This is a genomic window from Psychrobacillus glaciei (assembly GCF_008973485.1).
GTDB lineage: Bacteria > Bacillota > Bacilli > Bacillales_A > Planococcaceae > Psychrobacillus > Psychrobacillus glaciei.
Window position 1 is genome coordinate 3706428 of record NZ_CP031223.1, and the last position, 20762, is coordinate 3727189.

The 20762-nt window shown below is 36.2% G+C and carries 20 protein-coding genes and 1 rRNA gene; 4 read left to right on the forward strand and 17 right to left on the reverse strand.

Annotation, left to right across the window (positions count from 1 at the left end; translation table 11 throughout):
* Positions 1–4: 4 nt before the first annotated feature.
* From PB01_RS17445 to PB01_RS17465, 5 genes are all read right to left on the reverse strand, one after another.
* On the reverse strand, positions 5–904 hold the full coding sequence (locus tag PB01_RS17445; protein ID WP_151701359.1) for a carbohydrate ABC transporter permease: 900 nt from the start codon (positions 902–904) through the stop codon (positions 5–7).
* Positions 905–1061: 157 nt separating this feature from the next.
* Positions 1062–2321 (reverse strand): ABC transporter substrate-binding protein, encoded by a 1260-nt coding sequence (locus PB01_RS17450; protein WP_151701360.1) that lies wholly within the window; start codon positions 2319–2321, stop codon positions 1062–1064.
* A gap of 57 nt (positions 2322–2378) precedes the next feature.
* Positions 2379–4475 carry an amylo-alpha-1,6-glucosidase gene (locus tag PB01_RS17455; RefSeq protein WP_151701361.1) on the reverse strand — a complete coding sequence of 699 codons (2097 nt, stop codon included), beginning with the start codon at positions 4473–4475 and terminating at the stop codon, positions 2379–2381.
* A gap of 80 nt (positions 4476–4555) precedes the next feature.
* Complete coding sequence (locus PB01_RS17460; RefSeq protein WP_151701362.1) at positions 4556–5569, reverse strand: LacI family DNA-binding transcriptional regulator; 1014 nt, start codon at positions 5567–5569, stop codon at positions 4556–4558.
* A gap of 216 nt (positions 5570–5785) precedes the next feature.
* Positions 5786–6166, reverse strand: coding sequence for a VOC family protein (locus PB01_RS17465; protein WP_151701363.1), 381 nt, complete (start codon positions 6164–6166; stop codon positions 5786–5788).
* 382 nt (positions 6167–6548) lie between these two features.
* On the opposite strand from PB01_RS17465, the gene PB01_RS17470 reads away from it, so the two are divergent.
* Complete coding sequence (locus PB01_RS17470; protein WP_225986091.1) at positions 6549–6989, forward strand: MarR family winged helix-turn-helix transcriptional regulator; 441 nt, start codon at positions 6549–6551, stop codon at positions 6987–6989.
* 33 nt (positions 6990–7022) lie between these two features.
* Positions 7023–8273, forward strand: coding sequence for an ABC transporter permease (locus PB01_RS17475; protein WP_151701364.1), 1251 nt, complete (start codon positions 7023–7025; stop codon positions 8271–8273).
* 76 nt (positions 8274–8349) lie between these two features.
* Here the strand turns inward: PB01_RS17475 and PB01_RS17480 are convergent, their stop codons facing one another.
* The 4 genes from PB01_RS17480 to PB01_RS17495 form a co-directional block, all read right to left on the reverse strand.
* Positions 8350–8745, reverse strand: a complete 396-nt coding sequence (locus PB01_RS17480) for a MerR family transcriptional regulator (RefSeq protein WP_151701365.1) — start codon at positions 8743–8745, stop codon at positions 8350–8352.
* 12 nt (positions 8746–8757) lie between these two features.
* Positions 8758–9075: a hypothetical protein gene (locus tag PB01_RS17485; RefSeq protein WP_151701366.1), complete on the reverse strand. Its 318-nt coding sequence runs from the start codon at positions 9073–9075 to the stop codon at positions 8758–8760.
* 167 nt (positions 9076–9242) lie between these two features.
* A complete protein-coding gene (locus PB01_RS17490; protein WP_151701367.1) occupies positions 9243–10388 on the reverse strand; it encodes an SEC-C metal-binding domain-containing protein in 1146 nt (381 codons plus the stop codon).
* A gap of 127 nt (positions 10389–10515) precedes the next feature.
* The gene (locus PB01_RS17495) at positions 10516–11679 is read right to left on the reverse strand and encodes a PstS family phosphate ABC transporter substrate-binding protein (protein WP_151701368.1); all 1164 of its coding nucleotides are present in this window, start codon (positions 11677–11679) and stop codon (positions 10516–10518) included.
* A 454-nt stretch (positions 11680–12133) separates the two neighbouring features.
* On the opposite strand from PB01_RS17495, the gene PB01_RS17500 reads away from it, so the two are divergent.
* Positions 12134–14293 carry a M28 family peptidase gene (locus PB01_RS17500; protein ID WP_225986092.1) on the forward strand — a complete coding sequence of 720 codons (2160 nt, stop codon included), beginning with the start codon at positions 12134–12136 and terminating at the stop codon, positions 14291–14293.
* Positions 14294–14365: 72 nt separating this feature from the next.
* Here the strand turns inward: PB01_RS17500 and PB01_RS17505 are convergent, their stop codons facing one another.
* The 7 genes from PB01_RS17505 to PB01_RS17535 form a co-directional block, all read right to left on the reverse strand.
* On the reverse strand, positions 14366–15322 hold the full coding sequence (locus PB01_RS17505) for a D-2-hydroxyacid dehydrogenase family protein (RefSeq protein WP_151701369.1): 957 nt from the start codon (positions 15320–15322) through the stop codon (positions 14366–14368).
* Between the two features lie 22 nt (positions 15323–15344).
* Positions 15345–16079, reverse strand: a complete 735-nt coding sequence (locus tag PB01_RS17510) for a sulfite exporter TauE/SafE family protein (protein WP_151701370.1) — start codon at positions 16077–16079, stop codon at positions 15345–15347.
* A gap of 260 nt (positions 16080–16339) precedes the next feature.
* Positions 16340–16837 (reverse strand): GNAT family N-acetyltransferase, encoded by a 498-nt coding sequence (locus PB01_RS17515; RefSeq protein WP_192797391.1) that lies wholly within the window; start codon positions 16835–16837, stop codon positions 16340–16342.
* An 89-nt stretch (positions 16838–16926) separates the two neighbouring features.
* Positions 16927–17628: a hypothetical protein gene (locus PB01_RS17520; RefSeq protein WP_151701372.1), complete on the reverse strand. Its 702-nt coding sequence runs from the start codon at positions 17626–17628 to the stop codon at positions 16927–16929.
* Positions 17625–18359, reverse strand: a complete 735-nt coding sequence (locus PB01_RS17525; RefSeq protein ID WP_151701373.1) for a hypothetical protein — start codon at positions 18357–18359, stop codon at positions 17625–17627. The genes PB01_RS17520 and PB01_RS17525 overlap by 4 nt, the downstream gene beginning before the upstream one ends.
* Positions 18343–19230 (reverse strand): ATP-binding cassette domain-containing protein, encoded by an 888-nt coding sequence (locus PB01_RS17530; RefSeq protein WP_151701374.1) that lies wholly within the window; start codon positions 19228–19230, stop codon positions 18343–18345. Before PB01_RS17530 ends, PB01_RS17525 begins: the two co-directional genes overlap by 17 nt.
* Positions 19227–19601, reverse strand: coding sequence for a GntR family transcriptional regulator (locus tag PB01_RS17535; RefSeq protein ID WP_192797393.1), 375 nt, complete (start codon positions 19599–19601; stop codon positions 19227–19229). Before PB01_RS17535 ends, PB01_RS17530 begins: the two co-directional genes overlap by 4 nt.
* A gap of 199 nt (positions 19602–19800) precedes the next feature.
* Between PB01_RS17535 and PB01_RS17540 the strand changes: the two genes are divergently transcribed.
* Entirely contained in the window at positions 19801–20154 is a 354-nt protein-coding gene (locus PB01_RS17540) for a VOC family protein (RefSeq protein ID WP_151701376.1), read from the forward strand.
* Positions 20155–20631: 477 nt separating this feature from the next.
* Here PB01_RS17540 and rrf read toward each other — a convergent pair.
* Positions 20632–20747, reverse strand: a 5S ribosomal RNA gene (gene rrf / locus PB01_RS17545).
* Between the last annotated feature and the right edge of the window lie 15 nt (positions 20748–20762).

A 20762-nucleotide genomic window follows, 5' to 3' on the forward strand; every position in this document is an offset into this window, starting at 1 on the left:
CTCCCTAGTAAAGAGATTCTTCTTTAGAGAACTTTCGCTGAATCAATGTAGCAATAAGAATAATAATTGCTAGTGAAAAAGCAAGAGCTGCCGCATAGCCCATCGTTCCCATATTTTTAAATGCATATTGGTAGATTAATAGCACAACTGTTAATGTCGAGTTATTTGGACCCCCAGAACCCCCAGAGAAAATATAGGATTGGTCAAATAATTGGAATGTCCCAACTATTCCCATGATTACTACAAATGAAGTCACAGGTCGCAAATGAGGAATAGTTACATAGAGAAACTTTTGAATGGCACTTGCCCCGTCCAACTCTGCGGCTTCATAAAGTGATTCTGGTATATCCTGTAATGCTGCCAAATAGATGACCATATAAAATGGTGCGGTAGACCAAATATTCATGGCCATAATTGCATATAACGCAATAGAAGGATCATTTATCCAGTTATAAGTTGGCAGATGGATGAAATCTAACACTTTATTAATTAGTCCATTTTGGTTATACATCCACATAAAGATTAACGTTAACACCGCAGAAGATGTTAATGTAGGTAAGAAATAAATAATCCTAAAAAACTTTTCACCTTTCATCCCTGCATTTAAAGTTGCGGCGAGTATAATCGCTAATAATGTTTGACACGGTACTACAATCAAAACGTATTTAGCTGTATTCCACACAGCAATTTTGGCCCGAAGATCATCAAAAATATTCATATAGTTCTTTAATGCAACAAATTCAAAGCTTGTTGTCCCTAATAACTGCACTTTGTGGAAGGACAGAAAAATTGCATAAAAAATAGGTCCTACAAGAAAGAGTAATAAAACGAATAATGCAGGCAGTAAAAATAAATAGCCTTGCAAGGATTCTCTAACTGTTCTTTTTAAAAACCTGCTTTTCAACTTGATCAACTCCCTATTGCAAAGGTTACAAAGATTATTGTTAGAACTCGTTCTATTGATGAAAAATCGCCTGCATCAACAGAAGGTGTTCTAACAAATACTTACTAGAAAATACAATATGGAGGAAAAGGGAATCTCCCTTCTCCTCATTTTTTTGTTATTGTTTATCGATCTCTTTATTAGCTGTTTCTTGTGCTTCTTTTAGTGCATCCGCAAGTTTTGATTGTCCTAAATAAACGCTTACAAATTGATTGTTAAAGTTGTTAAAGATGATTGGTAAGTTGGTTCCGTTTGACCAAACTGTCGCATATGGAGCTCCAGCAACAAGCGCACCACGTAACTCATCTTTATCGTAACCAAGCTTTTCTGCTACAGATTTACGAGAAGGCAATTCGAAACCTTTACTAGTCCAAGTTTCCATTCCTTCTTTCCCTGTTAGGTAAGACATTAATTCCCAAGCAGCTTCTTTCTTTTCTGATGCAGCATTCATTACATAAGCAACCGTAAATGCCATTGTTCCTTTTTTACCTTTAATAGTCGGTACTTCTGCCATTCCATAATCAATATCAGGGAAAGTGCTATCTAAATATGGAATAGCCCAGTTACCCTCAATTACCATTGCAGCTTTACCTTGCCCAAACATTTCTCCTGTCCAACCAGTTCCAACGTCAGAAGGCTGAGCAGCAGTTTTATCTACTAAATGCTGATCTACATATGGTTGTAAAGCATCCAACACTTTTTGATCTGCAAAATTAGCTTTGTTATCAACCACTACTTTTCCACCGAATGATTCCGCTATAAAATACGCGCGCGCTAGCTCAGGATTTTGTCCGAATCCATAAACATTTGTTCCATCCGTTAATTTCTTAGAAACTTCCCGTAACTCATCCCATGTAGTTGGTACTTTTACGCCAGCATCTGCAAACATTTTTTTATTATAAAATAACCCAAGCGTTGAATAGCCTTTTGGGAAACCGTAATACGTTCCATCTTTTTGAAATGCTTCAATTAGAGGTTTCTCAAAGTCGTTTAAATCAAAATCATCTTTTACGTATTTATTTAATGGTTCAAGTACCCCTGTCTCGATTAAAGCAGGAGCCTCCACCGCATCCAGGTAAAATACGTCTGGACCTTCTCCCCCAATTAAACGAGTTTTTACAACATCCATATACTGATCCGCAATGACCTCATGCTTGACTTTAATATTCGGATGCGAGTCTTCAAAGTCCTTTAATACTTGGCTTAATAATTCAGCCTCTTCTGGTGATGAGCCCCAACCAGCAAGCGTTACTTCCACTGGCTTACCACCATCCACTTTTATTGCTTTATCCCCGGTATCTTCCGAACATCCCGAAAGTACGCCTCCAACCAATAAAGCTGAAATTCCAAGTGTAGCTACCCATTTCTTTTTAAACATGTTTTTTCCCCTTTCCTATATAAATCCTCTTTTAGAGTGGTAAAACCAAGTTAAGAATTAATGTATAACAACTTCAAATCCAGTGGTATTCTTATCAATATCTACCTGGATACCACCTGTATTACGTGTAACTTTGACAGAGAGAAGTCCATTTCCGATTGAAATGTTTTCCACCTTCAAAATGTCCATATTTTCTAGAAGATTTGGGGACAAGCGAATTTCCTTTTGTAGGCTATTCGGAAACAACCCCAACAGAGATTGGATAAACACGAGCGGTGTTCCTGCAGCCCAAGCTTGAGGAGAACAAGCAACTGGATATTTCACTGGCCTTCCTCTCTCTTTTCCATATCCGCAAAATAATTCCGGTAGTCTATCATACTCGAATTCTTCAGCAGCTTTTACTAGTCCGTTAATGACTACATTGACATCCTTTTTATAACCAAGCTTACTCATTCCAAGCAGAATCATACTATTATCATGTGGCCAAATGCTGCCGTCATGGTAGCTCATCGGATTGTATCCAGATTCTCCTACACCCATTGTGCGAATGCCAAAACCAGAGAACATTTTATCTGAGACTAATGTTTCAACAACTGCTTTCGCCCTATCTTCACCCAACATGTTAGAGAAGAGAGCATGCCCTGGATTAGAAGTAATCGTTCCAACTTGCTCTTTCTCTTTATCAAGCGCAATGGCGTAAAATTGTTGGTCATCCATCCAAAAAGCTTGCTCAAATCTATCTTTTAACTGTTCAGCTTCTGTACGTAGTTTGAATGCTATGTCAGCGTTGCCAAGGTTATCGAATATACTCGCTATCCCCATTTTCGCATGGTATACATATCCCTGAACTTCACTTAAGGCAATAGGAGCTTCCGCATAATCTCCATTTCGATGGACGATAGAATCGCTCGAATCTTTCCAACCTTGATTGGCAATGCCTTTGTTCGCCTCTTGATAATATTCAACAAAACCGTCTCCATCGCGGTCGCCGTAATGATCAATCCAGTTTAGTGCTGCATCAATATTTTCTTTCAATTTTTTTACAATTTCAAAGTCCCCCGTCCACTTCACATATTCTGTAAGTAGCACTAGAAATAGTGGTGTCGCATCGACCGTTCCGTAATAAGGAGAAAATGGAATTTGTCCTGTCTCCGCAAGTTCACCAAAACGAATTTCATGCATAATTTTGCCAGGTTGTTCATCTCGGAAAGGATCTACATTTTTCCCTTGTTTTTCAGCCAATGTTAATAAAGTTCCTTTCGCTACTTCCGGGTTAAATGGAAGCATTTGCAATGCTGCAATCAGGCTATCTCTGCCGAATGGTACGCCAAACCACGGAAGCCCAGCTACAGGGAACTGACCATACCCCAAGTCGGTTAATAGTACTCGTAAATCGCCGATTCCTCGATCAACCAACCGTTGTAACGGTTGAAAATTAGTTTCTACCTTTGTAACCTTGTCATTCCATTTCGCATAGGAATTTTCAAGTAGCTTTACTGCTTGGTCGCGAGGCATTATTTCCTTATGATTGGTTTCTCCGATTTGCGGCTGAATCATGAGTGTGAATGTTTCTTCTTGGTCATGTTCCAAGTGGAATTCAAATGTAATATCTCCTTGATCCGTTAGATTTTTAGCATCTTTATCCCAAGATACGCTCGTTGACCGTTTGACCTCATCCGCTCCGATGTAATGATAGGATAAAGATTGATTTTCTACCGTTTGTCCGGTTCTATGCCCTATGTTCCCCGTTTGAAATCCTCTGACTATGAACATATCGGCAAAATCAACATCCATATGCAAGCTAATCGTAAAAGAAATCGGCTTCGGAAAATAATTTTTTACTTTAATCGATTCATATAACACATCATCGAAAATAAACCTTGTTCGCTCAATTTCTACTGATTCACGCCATAAGATCAGGCCCTCATCGTTTTCCATATGCGGGTTGGTGAGTAAAACCTTTGCCATATAGTTTTCTGCTGCATCCGAAGTTAATAATATTGGCTCTTCTCCATTAATTTTTAAATCAAGTTTACTTAAAAAACGGGTATCTTTTGTGTATAACCCTAAACCATAATAATGATTTTCCGGTATATTTCCTTTTGCATCTGTTAGGAAAAAGAGATCATTTTCTTTAATTACTCGGTAATCCATGGGGTCCTCCTACTGTGAAAATATATTTTCCGAAACGTTTTGGTTATTGTGCGCAGAAGGTAGTCTTCTGTTATTCATTCTCATCTAGATTTACTCGTTGACTCACGTATCATTAGTTCCGTTCCTAAGGAAACAACATGGGACTCTGCTTCATTTTCGAAAATGGAAAGCAATAATCTTCCCGCTTCATACCCCATTTGAAAGGTGTTTTGTGCAATGGATGATAACGAAGGAGTTACATAAGATGCAAGCATAATATCGTCAAACCCAATAATCGATAACTCATTTGGTACGTCAATCCCAAGTTTGCGCGCAGCCTGTATAACTCCCAATGCCATAAGGTCACTTGCACAAAAAATTGCTGTTATTTCTTGGTGGGCTTCTAATAGTTTTAATGCTACTTTTTCTGCCACCTCTTCACTAAATTCTCCATTTCCAATCCACTCAGTTTTAATGGCTATATTAGCTTCTTTAAGTGCCTCTTCATATCCTGTCAACCGTTGCTGGCTGACAAATGCAAAGTCATGACCATTGATAAAGCCTATTTTTTTATGCCCCATTTGAATTAAATGCTTTACTGCTTTCTTTGCTCCAAAGATATTATCCGTTGTTACATAGCCAACTGTTGGTGAAGTAAGTGGAATGTCAATTAGTACGCAAGGAATATCGCTTTCAACAACTTCTCTCAAATAAGGGTCATCTGTACGAATACCCTGAATAATCACACCGTCGACTCTTCTTTCTCTACATAGCTGGGTGTATGTCTTTTCTCTTTGTTTTGTTGAGTCTGTACTAAGAAGGATTATGTCATAGCCACATTCTCCGACAAACTTATTAATTCCAGCTAACATATCAAATGTAATATTATCTTTTGCACTAGATTGATTTAAGCCTGAGACAAGTAGACCGAATGTTTTTGACTTATTCATCACCAAGCTGCGAGCAAGTGTATTTGGGCTGTAATTTAGTTCCTTTGCGATTCTTACTATTTTTTCTCTTGTCTTTTCACTTACATCCGAGTAACCGTTCAATCCTCTTGAAACAGTTGTAATGGATACGCCGGCTGCCCTTGCTATATCTTTAATAGTTGTCAATGGATCAAATTCCTTCCGAAACGTTTTGGATTTAAACCTTAATTAGAGTTTATTATAAATTGAAATCGTTTTCAATACTTTTAAAATATTTTATTTTCAGTTTATTTTATGAGGAGTTTAAGGAAATTAGAATATAAAGAGGAATAAATTATACAAAAAAGAGACTTTTCAGAGTAGTTCGCTAAAAAGCAATACTCAAAAAGTCTCCATTGTAATTTACTTTTTCTCCATTATTGCAAAGTAATTTCCTTCATTGTCCGCAAAGTTAAAAACTCTACCTGAAGGCATCGTTACTAGTTCTCCTACTGTAATTTCTTTTTCCGAGAAGTCTTTATACAATTGATCTAAATTTTCTGAAAAGAATAGTAATGAAGGTGTGTTAAGGTTTAGTTCCGGCTGCATCTTTGCGATTAGTTCTTTATTGTGTAGAACAATACTTGTTTCTGCATCATTCGTAGGTGCAATTTCGATCCATCGCATTCCTTGCCCATTATCTTCATCCGAAATAACGCTAAATCCTGCCTTTTCTGTCCAAAATTTTACTGTCTCTTCTTGGTTGTTTACGTATAGCATAATTTGACCGACTTTATTAATCATTCTCTTGTCTCCCTACTATTAATTTTGCCCACCGTAACTCTAACTTCATTATAGGTAAGTAACTATGAAGTGTCAAAAATTAAGAACTAATGTTCCTATACTTTCTTCATTCATTCCTCTTCTCCCAAACGACTTGCGATTATCCCATGTTAATGGATAGTTCATGGGATATTGGTATACAGATAAAACTGCTTTCTTGTCGCGATTGCTCGTTTTTACCTCATGCAATTGTCTTTATGATTACATCATTTACTTTAAAGTATCTAACTAAATTATTTTGTAGTTGCCATTAAATAGACACTTTATTTCTTACTATCTATCTTTACAATTTAGACATTTCGAAGTAAGATGTTCTTCATGTCCTTAAAAAGAGGTGGATAAATTGGATATAAAAAATGACATCACTATTGATATGTTATTAGACATCTATTATGAGGTTTCTAAGAAAATGTCGAGCCAACGAGCAAAAGCATTGGCTGAACACTTAAGAAAAATTGATCTAACGCTCAACCAATATTTAATTTTAAGTATTATTGAACATGATGGTGCTTGCTTATCAATCCATTTGGCAGAGAAATTAAGATTAAAAGCAGCATCCATTACGTATTTAGTTGACTCATTAGAAAAGAGAGGATTGGTCAAACGAGTTGACAATCCTGAAGATCGGAGAAGTCATTATATTAATTTAACGGACGAAGGGATAAAAGTTATGTCTTTTCCAATGAAAGACAATGTTATTACTCAATTTTTTAAAAAAATGGACCAAGATGAGTTAGAAATGTTCTATTTCATGTTGCGTTTGTTAAATAGGAAAATTACTTAATATTTATTATTATTTAGATAGGAATGTGAGATTTTGAAAACATTATTAAAAGTAAAATTTGCGTGGTTTCCCGTTTGGTCTACTGCTTTACTTATGCTAAGCATGATCAGTATTTATTTACCTGTGTTTGGTGGAAATGAACAAAAAATGACCAATTTCCCGCTCATCATTGTGAGTGAGGATGAAGAATTTGCATCCTCCGATTTGGGAAAAGCAATGATAAATAACTTAACGGAACAACAGGATGGCCATTCTATTCAATGGAAGATTGAATCAAGTGAAAAAAATGCTGTTCAAGCAATTAAAGAAAATAAAGCCTACGGGGCACTGGTAATTCCAACAGATTTTTCTCAATCACTTTCTATCTTAAAAAGTGATTTAATGGCAGAACAAACAGAAGGAAAACCTGCCGAGATGAAGATTCTGATTAATGAAGGTGGAGGACAGATGGCTACATCTATTGCAGCTAATGTACTTGAGTCTATCGCTTCTTCTACATCATCCGCTATAAGTGTTAATTTAAAAGAGACTATGGTACAAGAGGGTTTACACGTTTCCCCACTCGTAACCTCATTATTAGATGACCCCATCCAATATTCATCTTCCAATGTTCTGGGATTGTCTACTAATCTTAATAAAGGGATGACTCCCTTCATGATGGTACTCATCACTTCGATTACAGGACTTATGGGTGCACAAATGATTCAAGGTTATTTAGGCGGTATAAGTGAAGGATTTAGAAAAAAAGGGTATCCAATAAGTGGTTCAACATTACTTCTTACTGAAATGCTTCTTGGTATATTATTAGCGCTCCTTGTATCTTCCATTTTACAGTTAGCGGTATTTGGGATCTTTGGTAGTGCTCACTCAACGAGTATTTGGAAAATTTTCTTCTTTACACTTCTATGTAGTATAACCATGTTCTTTCTGTTTAAAATGATTGGCTTACTGTTCGGTAAATGGGGTATGCTTGTCATGTTCCCTATTAATATTTTAGGAATATTTGCAAGCGGAGGTGCCATTCCACTTGCTAACTTACCGGCATTCCACCATTTTTTCAGCCTTTTCTTACCGACTCGTTATATGCTTGATGGAATGAGATCGTTGCTTTTTTATGATGGCAACATGCAATCTGGACTTGGCACTGCATTATGGGTGATTTCAGTCTATTTGGTAGCATTCCTTGCTGTGTGTATGATCTTTCTTATTCGTACAACTAAAAAAGAAAGTCCTTCCAAAGCGCGCTCTTTAGACGAGCAAGCTGATCCAACGGTCGCTTTATAATTTAAATAGCTGTTTCTAAATGATTAGCTCCATACAATCATTTGGAAACAGCTTTCTTTTTATTCATTTCCGCATTCTATAGCATTTTTCTATTAGAATCGAGTAACCACTCCAGCTTACGATCCGTGCGTAGTAGGACTTGTTTGATTTGCTTGATTTGTTCTTCTTTTTTTAGCATCTCATTGTACTTGTTTTGAAACATCTTTTTTAATAGTAAAGTTTTCTCTATTTCCTCTTTCGTCAATGTTTTATCTTTATCCATATTTTGAGACCAGTCAAAAAGCATTTTTATTTCCAGTAAAGAAAAGCCGTTTTGCTTTAGTTTGACTATGGTCTCCATTTTAATGATATCTTCTTCGTTGTACGATCGTTGTTTGTTGTGTATTTCCGGCTGGAGTAATTCTTTTTTTTCATAATAACGAATCGTATCTTTACTTAGTCCTGTGCGTTCTGCAATTTCTCCTATTTTCATTGAAATCACCTACTATTTTATTAATATAAATACAAATACTAAAAGTACGAGATGAAAGTTCAATCGAATGATGTGATGACTATACGTAAGCTTTCCATTTTTCAGCATACCCTCTGCAATTGCCAGTATATGCAACACAATAAATAGTACGATCAATGAAACAAACATCATATTTTTATTCAGCAGAAATAACGTAACCAACATTCCCATTGCAACGATAACAAATAAAAGCGAGCGAATTTGAAAACCTGTTTCTTTCCATTGTACTATTCCCGCTACTCCGGTTAGTATTGCATACAAACTTATAAGTACATAAGTGATCACTGTCATGTTCAACACTCCTATCTTTTTATATAGCATAAAAGATGGAGTACACTCCATGTCAAGAGTTTAGATAAAAAAAGAAGACTCATATTGTTAGCTGGTCTGCTCCTTTATTTATGAACGATTCAATTAGAACTCTAAAAATAAGTTCAACACTTATTCATTTTTCTTTATCAGCCACAACATTTCTTGAATTTTTTTCCACTTCCACAAGGACAAGGATCGTTTCTACCTATTTTTTCAGAGACAGCCGGTGCGAATTTTTTTATCGTTTCCTTAATATAAGCTTCGTTCTCGAGTGCAAATTTTTTCCAGTCTTCCATATCTGGGTGGGTACGCCCCATAACTTTATAAAAACTATATAATGTGTGCTCTAGCTCGATCATTCCTCCATAATATTCCTTGTTCCAAAAGTCCTCCATCAGAGGAAATGCTTTATCTGAAAGATGCGCTGCAAGGTTTTCAATGACTAGTTCTTTTCCAGACTCGTCTAACTTTGGATAGCAATTCACTAATACTTCTTCAGCACTTTTTGTTTTTGTTTCTTTCAAGATTCCCAGTGCGAATATATACTTGTCGTCGTTCATTGCATATGGGGCTACTGCGTATACAACTTCATCTGATTGAAACTTACTTAATGCCTCTGCCACTTCTTCTAACAAAATATCTTCATCACGTTCAAGCAAACTTGCAAGGGTCGGAATATGCTCAGTTAATTGTAAAATACCTACTGCTCGTACTCCTAAAATACCATAAATGGAAAACCACTCGTCTTCCAATTCGTTTTTTAGGATAACGTCAACTTCCCCCGCGTTATAAGAGCCCTTTCCTATAAGCACATCTTGCATTTTTTTCGCTTTTTGGAACTCAAGTGCATTAAAGGTATCTCCTTCGATGTTTTTAACCATCTCCATATACGTATCCCAAAGTGTGTCTTCATCAGCCGATAATAATAATTGGCAAAACGAGTTGTATTCCTCGCCGATATATGGATTAAATTTTTCTTTATTCTCCACGATTAATTGTGCAGGTAAATGCATTACGTATTGTAGTACCAAATGCCGATGTGATGTTGGTACTTTTTCGAGTAGCTCTAGTATGATTGGCAAAGAGTCTTCATTAACATTTTTCTCCTGCCCCCATATTAATAGGAAGTTTCTTTCTTCCTCTTCTGCATGAAGTGCATTTGTTAGTTGCTGATTGACTGCTTCGACTGGGGTATACGGGAACTCGTGCAATGCGTAAGCTGCAAACTTTCTTACCAATTCCTCTTCGTCATTTATATATGGTGTGACTTTGTTTAAAAACGTTTTTTGCATAATTTATTTCCCCCACTCTATCTAATTTCCTTAGTATAACAAATGTTACAAGTGCCAGGCACCTGTAACATTGTTTTTTGCTTTAAAACATAAAACAAGCTCCTAACAATAATGCTAGGAGCACATGTCATTCACTTATAGGTACATAACCAACTTTTTCAACTAATCCTTGGCCTTGTGGTGACAAGACCCATTCGATTAATTTCTCCACATTCGGATTTTCTGTTCCGGCAGTAACAATATAAAACTCAGCAGTAATAGGATAAGTACCAGACCGAATAGTTTCTTTCGTTGGTGCAACGCCTTCTATTTCTAATAATTTTATTTGATTGTTTTTCACCATTTCTGTGGAATAAAATCGAAATGTATAGCCGATTGCATTATTATAGTTTTTATACTTGGATACTTCATTAATAATACCACCCATACCTGTCGCAACGTCCTCCAAAGGTGCATCCATGATTGGTGTCGTTCTCATTAAGTGTTCAAGTGCTGTCTGACTTCCGCTATCGGCAGGACGCTGAAATGCGCGGATAGCATTATCCTTGCCTCCTACTTCTTTCCAATTCGTCACTCTGCCAGAGTATATTGCCTTTATTTGCTCAATAGCAAGTCCGTCAATGGGATTCTTTTGATTGACAAAAAAGACAAATGCTTCTCGACCAATCGGCGTCATTTTGAGATCCAAATCTTTTTGTTCAGCCGTTTTCTTCTGTGCCTCGGAAGGTGCAGCAGCGAAAATCATATCTACTTTGCCATTGAATAGATTGCTGTATGCATCTGGTGTTGTATTAACCATCACTTCACTGTCGTAAGGTGAATAGTAATTTTTAGGATAAGTTGCTTCTACAAATGATGCATATAACGGATACAGTGCCGTTGCACCATCCATCTTCGGCAAATTATCTCTTAGCTGCATTGTCGCTTGTTCGTCTAAAATAGAAACCCCATGTGAATTTGTAAACGGTTCGAATTCATATGTATTGACCTCAGCACCAACAGTAGGAATTCGATTCTTATATTCATGCTGAATCGGTGAGATCGCACTCACTAAAATAGCAACTCCTGCAATGGCACAAAACATCCTCTTCCGCTTCTTCGTTTTGAAAAAATGGAAAAGGGTTAATACATTAAAGACATATAACACTATCGCACTTGTAATGATCAATGCAACATAATATATTTTTCCTGTTAAAAGAATAACAAATAGAATTACTACAGTGATGAAAAACATGCCAAACAGTCCAAAAATGGCATATAAGATTGGTGTCACTAGCGACTTCTTCTCCAATTTACCCCCCCCTTACTTAGGAATTCTATATGTAGGAGGGTAAATCCTTTTATAACCTTATAGAGTACATGCATTTAGTATTGCTCTCACTTTTTCTACGTGAATATCCGTTAAATCTGCTATTACTTCTACAGACTTTCCTTTAAGAAACATATGAAGAACAATTTACTCTTAATTTTGATATGTACTTATTTCTATGTCTAGTTCCATCCCTCTTCAACCTCTAATAATTATGCGTCTTTTCCTTTTGAATCTAGCCTCTCAAATGGATTTTCCGTGCGATGGTAAGGGTTCTGGTTTCATTAATTAATATACTACTCAAAAAGTTTATTATTGACTACATAGGGAAATGAATACTATATTAATTATTTGTTATTTTAAAATAATGTTGCCATTGTCTTTTATTTGTCGTTTAATTATCTAGTTCTAAAATAATATAAAAGGAATGTGATGAATGAAGAAGATTATTACTAGCCTGACTTTGACTATGCTAGTCGGAATGTCGTTAGTGGCGTGTACCCCAAAAGAAGAATCTACAAGTGTGAATAAAGGAAATACCCAAGAGGAAGAAGTCTCTACTATTGAGGATGCAGATAGCAATTATCTTTCTGCAGTAGACGTGGACTATGCATATAATTTCACAAAAAGTCTCGAAGAATTTAAATCGAATGAGAAGCTTGGTTATCGCACCGCTGGGTCAGTAGCAGAGTTTAAAACTGGTGAAAAAATTGGAAGCGAAATGAAGAAAATTGGACTTACTGAAGTGACAAAAGATGAGTTCAAAGTGGACTCATGGGAATTCGAAAAAGCTGATTTAACTTTTACAGATGAAAACGGTAAAGAACAACTTGCTGTTTTAGGTGGATACCAAGTTAATTTTGATACTAATGGCGTTAAGGAACTGGATGTTGTCTATGCTGGAAAAGGAACAGCAGATGATCTTGCAGGATTGGATGTTAAAGGTAAGCTTGTATTAATAGATATTAATCAACGCGAAGAATGGTGGATTAACTATCCTGCTTATCAAGCCCATTTAAAAGGGGCAGCTGCCGTAATCGCTGTTCAAGAAGCTGGGTATGCAGAAGTTGACCCGGATGCATTAAATGCACAAGATATATGTGGACCAGACGATGCTCCTGCTTTTTCTATGTCCCAAACGGACGTAAAGAGTTTAAAGAAAGCACTAGAAGCAAGTAAAAATAAGCTTAAAGTGAAGTTCGATGCGAAATCTACTGTGAAAATGGATGGCAAATCGTTTAACTACTACGGTAAAATTATCGGAAAAGACCCGGAATCATATATCATACTATCTGCTCACTACGATTCATATTTTTCTGGATTCGAAGATGATAACGCAGCGATTGGGTTATTGATGGGAGTAGCAAAAGGATTAGTAGATAGCGGATACCAACCAGAAAAAACAATTATTTTCAATGCTCTTGCTGCGGAAGAATGGGGCGTTTCAAACTCTCGTTACGACTGGTCAACAGGCGCATACAACCAAATTTTCAAGGTGCATCCTGAATGGGTTGGAAAAGCCTTTGCCAATATGAACTTCGAACTTCCTGCTTATGAACATACAACACAAGATGAAATTCGTTCCGTTTATGAATTAAATAACTATTTAACAAAGTTTGCAAAAAAAGTACCAAGCATAGATGGAGTATATAAAGATGGCATTTCTATCGTTTCTCCACTGCGTACTTGGTCAGATGACTTCTCATTTGGTATTGCAGGTGTTCCTGCACTTCGTAACGATTTCCAAGATAGTGAGTTTATGCATTCACATTATCACTCTCAATTTGATAATGAAGGCCCTTATAATATGAATGCCTACAAATTCCATTTAAACTTATATGGTTTACTAGCAATGCATTATGATGAAACAGCTGTCGTTCCACTTGATTTTACTACTCGCTTAAGTGCAATGAAAGAAGACATTAATGCAGAAGTATTTAAACAAGCTGGCGTGTCATCGGACAAACTATTTAGTAATATTGACAGCGCAATTGCAACTGCAGAAGAAGTAAATGCAAAAGTCATGAAAGTGAATGAAGATTACTTAGATGCTCTAACTGATGGCAATACTGATTCAGTTAAAAAGTTTTATGAAGAAAGTCGTGAGTTAAACAGTGGATTACTTGCTGCATTTAAATATGCAGAAGATCAATTTGTTCGTTTAACTTGGGAAGACGAACAAATTTTCCCTCACAAACATGCACAAACTAACATTGAAAACTTGTCATTATCAATCGATGCACTAGAAAAAGGCGATATTGCTACTCCTCTAGACGATTACTTGTTTACAATCGATAACAACTGGTACGCATATTACTTCGATAAAGAAGTATACAACTATTTTACGGACTATGTTCTAAAAGCTCCAAAAGAAAAACTTATGTGGGGTGCGGACAGAATCATGGGTCACGAAGACTTATTTGACACAATCAAATCATTAAAAGAAAAAAGAGAACAAACTGGTGTGGATGTGTCTGCAGAGCTTGCAACACTGAATAGCGCACTAGTAAATGAAAAAGAACTGTTGAAAACGACAGTTGCCGAAGAAACAGCTAGCGTGAACAAGCTTGGTAAGATGTTGGCTGAGTTGAAATAACATAAACACAAATTAAGCTGTCCAAAGTGTCATTTTGACCTAGGGACAGCTTTTTGTATTAGTTTGTGGTAATTATAGCTGTCTTAGTATTGATCCTTCTAAAAATGCTTGAATATCTTCAACTGTTTCTCTGTAATACGTACTATAATTTTGTTCGCTCACATAACCAAGATGTGGTGTTGCAAGGATATTGGGAAGCATGCGGAATGGATGACTTTCTGGAAGTGGCTCCATGTCAAACACATCGATCCCTGCTCCAGCTATCCAATTTTCGCGTAGTGCTTCTATTAGTGCTTCTTGGTCAAGAATAGCGGCACGTGATGTATTAATCAGGTATGCTGAAGGTTTCATAAGCTTCAATTCATTTGTGCCGATTAATCCTCTAGTTCTATCACTCAGCACAAGATGAATAGAAACAAAGTCACACGTTTCAAGTAATTCTTCTTTAGTCAATGCTAGCTGCACACCACATTTATCGGTTTGTTCCTTCGTTAAGTTTTGACTCCATGCAACAACTTCCATACCAAATGCCTTAGCAATTACTGCCATTCGACTTCCTATTTTGCCAAGACCTATTAGACCAAGACGTTTGCCATACAGATCTGTCCCTATAGTACTTTGCCAAGGTCCATTGTTTCTAAGCTCATTGTTTTCTTTCGTAATCTTGCGAGCAACATTTAATAGTAACGCCCAGGTTAACTCTGTTGGTGGCTCTGACATACTCGCAGTTCCACAGACAGTTACTCCGTATTTTTTCGCAGCAATAAGATCAATTGATGCATTTCTCATGCCGGATGTTACAAGTAATTTTAGTTTTGGTAGTTTCTCAAAAAGAGATGCAGTAAAGGGAGTTCGTTCACGCATAATGACTATGATGTCAAAATCGCTAATTATCTCTATCAATTGATCCTCACTTTTAAAATGTTGACAAAAAGTTTGCACTTCAACCATATCCAGTATTCGGGACCAATCAGCCAATCTAAGTGCTGCATTTTGATAATCATCTAGTATTGCACATCTCATTTTCATCCTTCATTCTCCCTTCACTTTTTTACTTCAAATAATCCACCAAAATTTGAACGATTAATAAAATAGTAACCAATCTTAGCAATGGTTTTACTTGTTCTGATTTTAATTTGCGAGCTAATCGAACCCCAAGCTGCGCACCTACAATTGCACCAAGCATTAATGCAATGGTGAGTGGCCAGATAATTTTCCCTGTCGAGATATAAGTGATAGATGCCCCAAAACAACTAGCAAAAACACCGATTCTGGCTAAACCAACTGCTCGAATATAAGCTATTTTTTGACTCGCATATAAGTAGAGAGCTAACGTGCTGCTCCCCGGTCCAAACATACCGTCGTACATTCCAATTCCAAGTAGTGCAGGTGCTATTTTTTTATTTAAACGAAAGTCTTCTGTCCCATCAAAGTTTCCCTTTCCCATAAAAGAAGTGATAAACGCAAAGCTTAGTAACACGATGGCAATGATAGTTAGTGTATCACCACTTAAAAAGGATGCGATTAGACCACCTAAAATACCTCCCCCTAAGCAAAATGCAAGAACAGACAATGCCTCTTTCACCGAAACCTCTTTCCCTTTAAAAATAACGAGAAAGCTAGATAGCGAGCTAACTGTATTGGATACTTTGTTCGCACCAATTGCTGAGTGCACGGGTAGCCCCATAAGAAGCATCGTTGGTAAGCTAATGAGTCCTCCGCCTCCGACTAATGTTCCGACTACATTGCCTACAACTCCGACAATAAAAAAGAGGATGAATTCCATAATAAAGCCTTCTTTCCATTCTTTCTAATCTAAGATTTAGCATACCTCTCCATTTATGATAAGTAAATTCAATAGTATTTATCATTTTACATTTGAAAAACTTATTAACTTTAGAAGGAAGAACTAATCCATAGGAGAAATAAGGCGTTCCATCACCACAGTATTCTGGCGTGAACGTAATGTATTTTCAGATGTAGCCTCTCTTTACTTTATTACAAATAATACTGATGGTCGGGGCACACTTAGCTAAGTCGATGACATTAAGTATTCCTTGATAGATGGATTTCCGATAACTGCAAACACATTGCGATTTGTGTACCTGATCTTCCTGTGAATCTTCTTCCTTCATCCATAAAACCTGATGTTAAATATACGGATTGCGCTACCTTATTTGCTTCGTTAACACCAAGTACTATTTGGCTAACTTGAGGAAAATGCTCCATTGTATATGTAACAAGTAGATCTAACGATGCCTTAGCAATTCCTTGACCTTGATAAGCTGGATGAATCGAATATCCACGAAGTAAAATGCTCTCTTGAATGTCTGTATAATGAAATTTATCTTCACCTATATCGAGCACGAAAAACCCTGCAACCACACTATTTTCTAATATAACTATTGGTGAATAGGTGGACGTGCTTTCACAGCATTCCAATAGTTCAAGTGGATGGCGAGTGAAGGATAGATGTTCCGCAGAAAGTGGATAATTCTCAAAAGCAGTTCTAAATTGCTTTTCACATGGTGCAAGTGTAATCATGAATAACTCCCCCTTTAAACCATATACTAGCATAGCAGATTTATAAGAAAAAGATGTGTCTCACTTATCTACTAAGTAAGGCACTTTTTTCAATTAAACTGTAATCCATCTTTATCTATAACATTCATATGTTTCGGTACTTTTAAGTATATATACATGTCTCCTCCCAACCAACTTAGTTCATAGTCTGACAAATACATCTCTTTAGAAAGTAATCCTAATTCATTGGAAAAGCTATAAAAAGTCACTTCTTTATTTTGGGGCTCCGTTATTACTAGATGATTATCCTCCCATTGAATTGTGGACATTGGAATTTTATCAGTCATATTCAATTCGTACCTAATTATATTTGTCCGATACACTTTACCTTCTACTAATTGTTCCTTTGAATCAGTCCATTCCACATGTACTTTGAGATTTAGTTTATATGACCCACGAAAAATTATTTCTAATGTGTCATCTTCTAATTGTTGCGTCCATTCTTCCACTAAAAACTTTGAATCTAGTTTACCTTCCTCATTATTTCTAAATGCTTGTTCAAATACCTCATTCTCCTCTTTAAACCCCTGATAATCTTTTGAAGAAACCACCCGATAGCCAGTAGCAGGTATGAATCCATATACGACCGTCGCCAATAAAAGAATGATTACATAAGAGGAAATAAGCCTTTTATTGAAACGCCCAGTCAAAATAATTCGTTTTGATGAACTTCCCATTACTCGGTTAATACGCCATGCAAGATAGAGTATACCGATAAAAGGAAGGATTGTTAGAATCACTATACTATTCATGATCTAACCTCCAATCGATTCGAGCTTAAAATGGCAACCCCAAAAAGTAGAACAGATACACAAATTAGTTTAATCATTAAAACTAACATTGAAATATTTCCTATAAAGATGTACTGAATAAACGTTTGACCAAACTGGGTAGCTAGCATTGCAACTATTAAAAGTGGTAAAAGAATCATAAATATTTTAGTAATTTGAACAAGTACCCCCCATAAATAACCCGCAGCCGAAATCGTTAAAATTACAAATATCATCACTGCTACATTAATAAGGGAACTAATCGGATTTTCTAGAAGACCCGGGCCTTTGTCATAATCTAAATTGCTAAATAAAAGAACTATAATGCGCAATAAATAAGTAGATAAAAATGTAGTTACTCCAGCAAATACACTAAGCAGACAAAGAACGACGATGTTTGCCAAGTTATTACTTAGTCGAGTTGTTACAAACGAAAAATCGTCATAGCGATATGCTTTCGTCGTTATTAAATTACCTACAAAAAGCGCCCATATTACAACGAAAATAAAAACAATATCATAAGAAATTACGGATACTTTAATAGAGATATTATTTATGCTCGTTCCCATAGAACTTGAACCATTTATCGAAAGTAAAAGCCCCAGTAATTGTATGAAAATAAAGGATACAACCGCACCCATATATGCATTCAACTTGAATTTCACTTGAGTTTTAACTACGTCGCCTAATTTACTATTACTTAAAAACATCATCGATTCCTCCTTTCTGTTCACTAGTCACAAGCATACAAACTTCACTCGCAGATACAGGTTGGATAGTAATCTCTCCATTCCGTCCAAGTTCTAATGAGTTTTCATTTTTTACAATTATATACTTTTGAAGTCCATCCAATTCCCTTGTATGAAGAATCTCCATTTGATCAGTTAGCTTCACTACTAAGTCAGTTGGTCCTTGAATAGCAACTGCGTACTCCTTCACTTCATCTAGGGATTTATGAAATACTACCTTTCCTTTATCAATAAGTAGAATATCTTCTAGCAAATGCTCCATCTCGGCTAAATGATGACTAGATAATAGAATAGAGCGAGGATACGCTATATATTCTTTGAGCAATGCTCGGTAAAAATCGGATCGAACTGCTTCATCCATCCCATTAGTAGGTTCATCAAACATCGTTAGCTGACAACGTGTCGCTAATCCGAAAATCATATTAAACGTAGCTTGAGTTCCTTTGGATAGTTTTGAATGCTTCTGTTTTGAGTCCAAATTAAAATAATTAAATAATCGCGAAGCAAGCTCCGAATCCCATTTAGCATAAAAACTTGAACCTACTTCCAAAATATCTGCCAGTGTCAATGAATCGGGAAAGCTCATTTGATCGTCTACTAAAATGCTATTGGCTGATACACACAAATTATTGAATGGTTTGTTAGAAAATACTTTCACCTCTCCAGCACTTTCTTTGATAAATCCAGCTAGTATTTTTAGTAAAGTTGTTTTCCCAGCACCATTGCGTCCAATTAAACCAGTTATTTTTTGATCATTTAGTTGAAATGTTATATCTTCAAGAGCATACATTCGCTTATAACGCTTTTTTAACCTTTTACAATCAATTACCCTCAAATTTGTTCCTCCTCACATTTTTTAATTAGTTGGATAAGTTCCTCTTCTGTCACAGAAAGCCTTCTCGCTTCCATTACAAGCTCTCTAACCATATGGGCTAACGTTTCACTTCGTCTCTTTTCCAAAATCTTTATTTTGGCTTCTGGTTTTACAAACATACCAAGACCCCTTTTCTTGTAAAGAATTTGATCTTCCACGAGTATCGTCAACCCTTTAGCTGCTGTTGCTGGATTAATATTGAAGAGGTCTGCTAATTGGTATTGAGAATGTACTTTCTCATCGCTTTGAAATCGATCGGCTATTATTTCATTCTCTATCCATTCGGAAATTTGAATATAGATAGGCTTCGTACTATCAGCATTTAGATTCAATTTGATAAACCTCCTTTTATACATGTTAGTGCATTAGTGTTGTAATGTAGTATATAATATAAATATTAAATTGTCTAATTTATTTCGCCAATTAAAAACACATTCTAGATATTTGGTTTAATTATTTTTTTTTTTAATATTAAAAAGGGTTATTGACAATAATCTAGAATTTATATATAAGAGATGGAGGTTATTCTATATGAAGTTAGGACAAGTTGCAGTAAATGTAGAAAATGTAGCACGTGCTGTCGTATTTTATAAGGATGTAATCGGATTACCTTTATTATTTGAAATTGATGGTTTAGCATTCTTTCAATGTGAAGATACAAGATTATTATTAAGTAGACCTGAAACAGCAGAATTCGACCACAAAAGCTCAGTATTATATTTTAAAGTGGATAATTTGCATGGAGAAGTTGCACGAATGCAAGAAGCAGGTGCATTATTCATAGACGAACCACATATGGTTGCAAAGATGGATAACACCGAAACATGGATGGCATTCTTTAAAGACACGGAAGGCAATACCCATGCATTAATGAGTGAAATATAAAGTAGCCCCTCATTGGAGGGGCATTTTTGCATTTGTAACCGAATAAAAAAATTCTGATTGGACAGTGAAAGATGCGACTGGATAGCATTTTTCACTCATTTTATATTTAGTTGCTTTCCCTTCTCTCAAAATTATTAATCCCATACTCTGTAACATTCTTGTGATGGTTTGATGCTCTTGAATATGCAAAAATCTGCGGCATTCGCCTCTTTATAACAGCACGCTGGACTATAAAAAATACTTTTCAAGACGAAATTATACGCAAAAACTTAATTTATAATTTTTGTGTCTTAATGTCGGTATATGTAATTATTTCCCGGGTAATGTCGTATCAAGTTGAGTACAAGTCTATATCTAATTCCCATAAAATCTTGGCCTTTTCTCATCAACTAAGTAAGCATTCCAAGTCATAACCATTTGAAAGTATATACAACAAAAAAAGTCGTTACCGATTACTCGGTAACGACTTTTCATAGTGCCCAGCGACGTCCTACTCTTGCAGGGGGAAACCCCCAACTACCATCGGCGCTGAAGAGCTTAACTTCCGTGTTCGGTATGGGAACGGGTGTGACCTCTTCGCCATCATCACTAGACAATGAGTGCTTGTT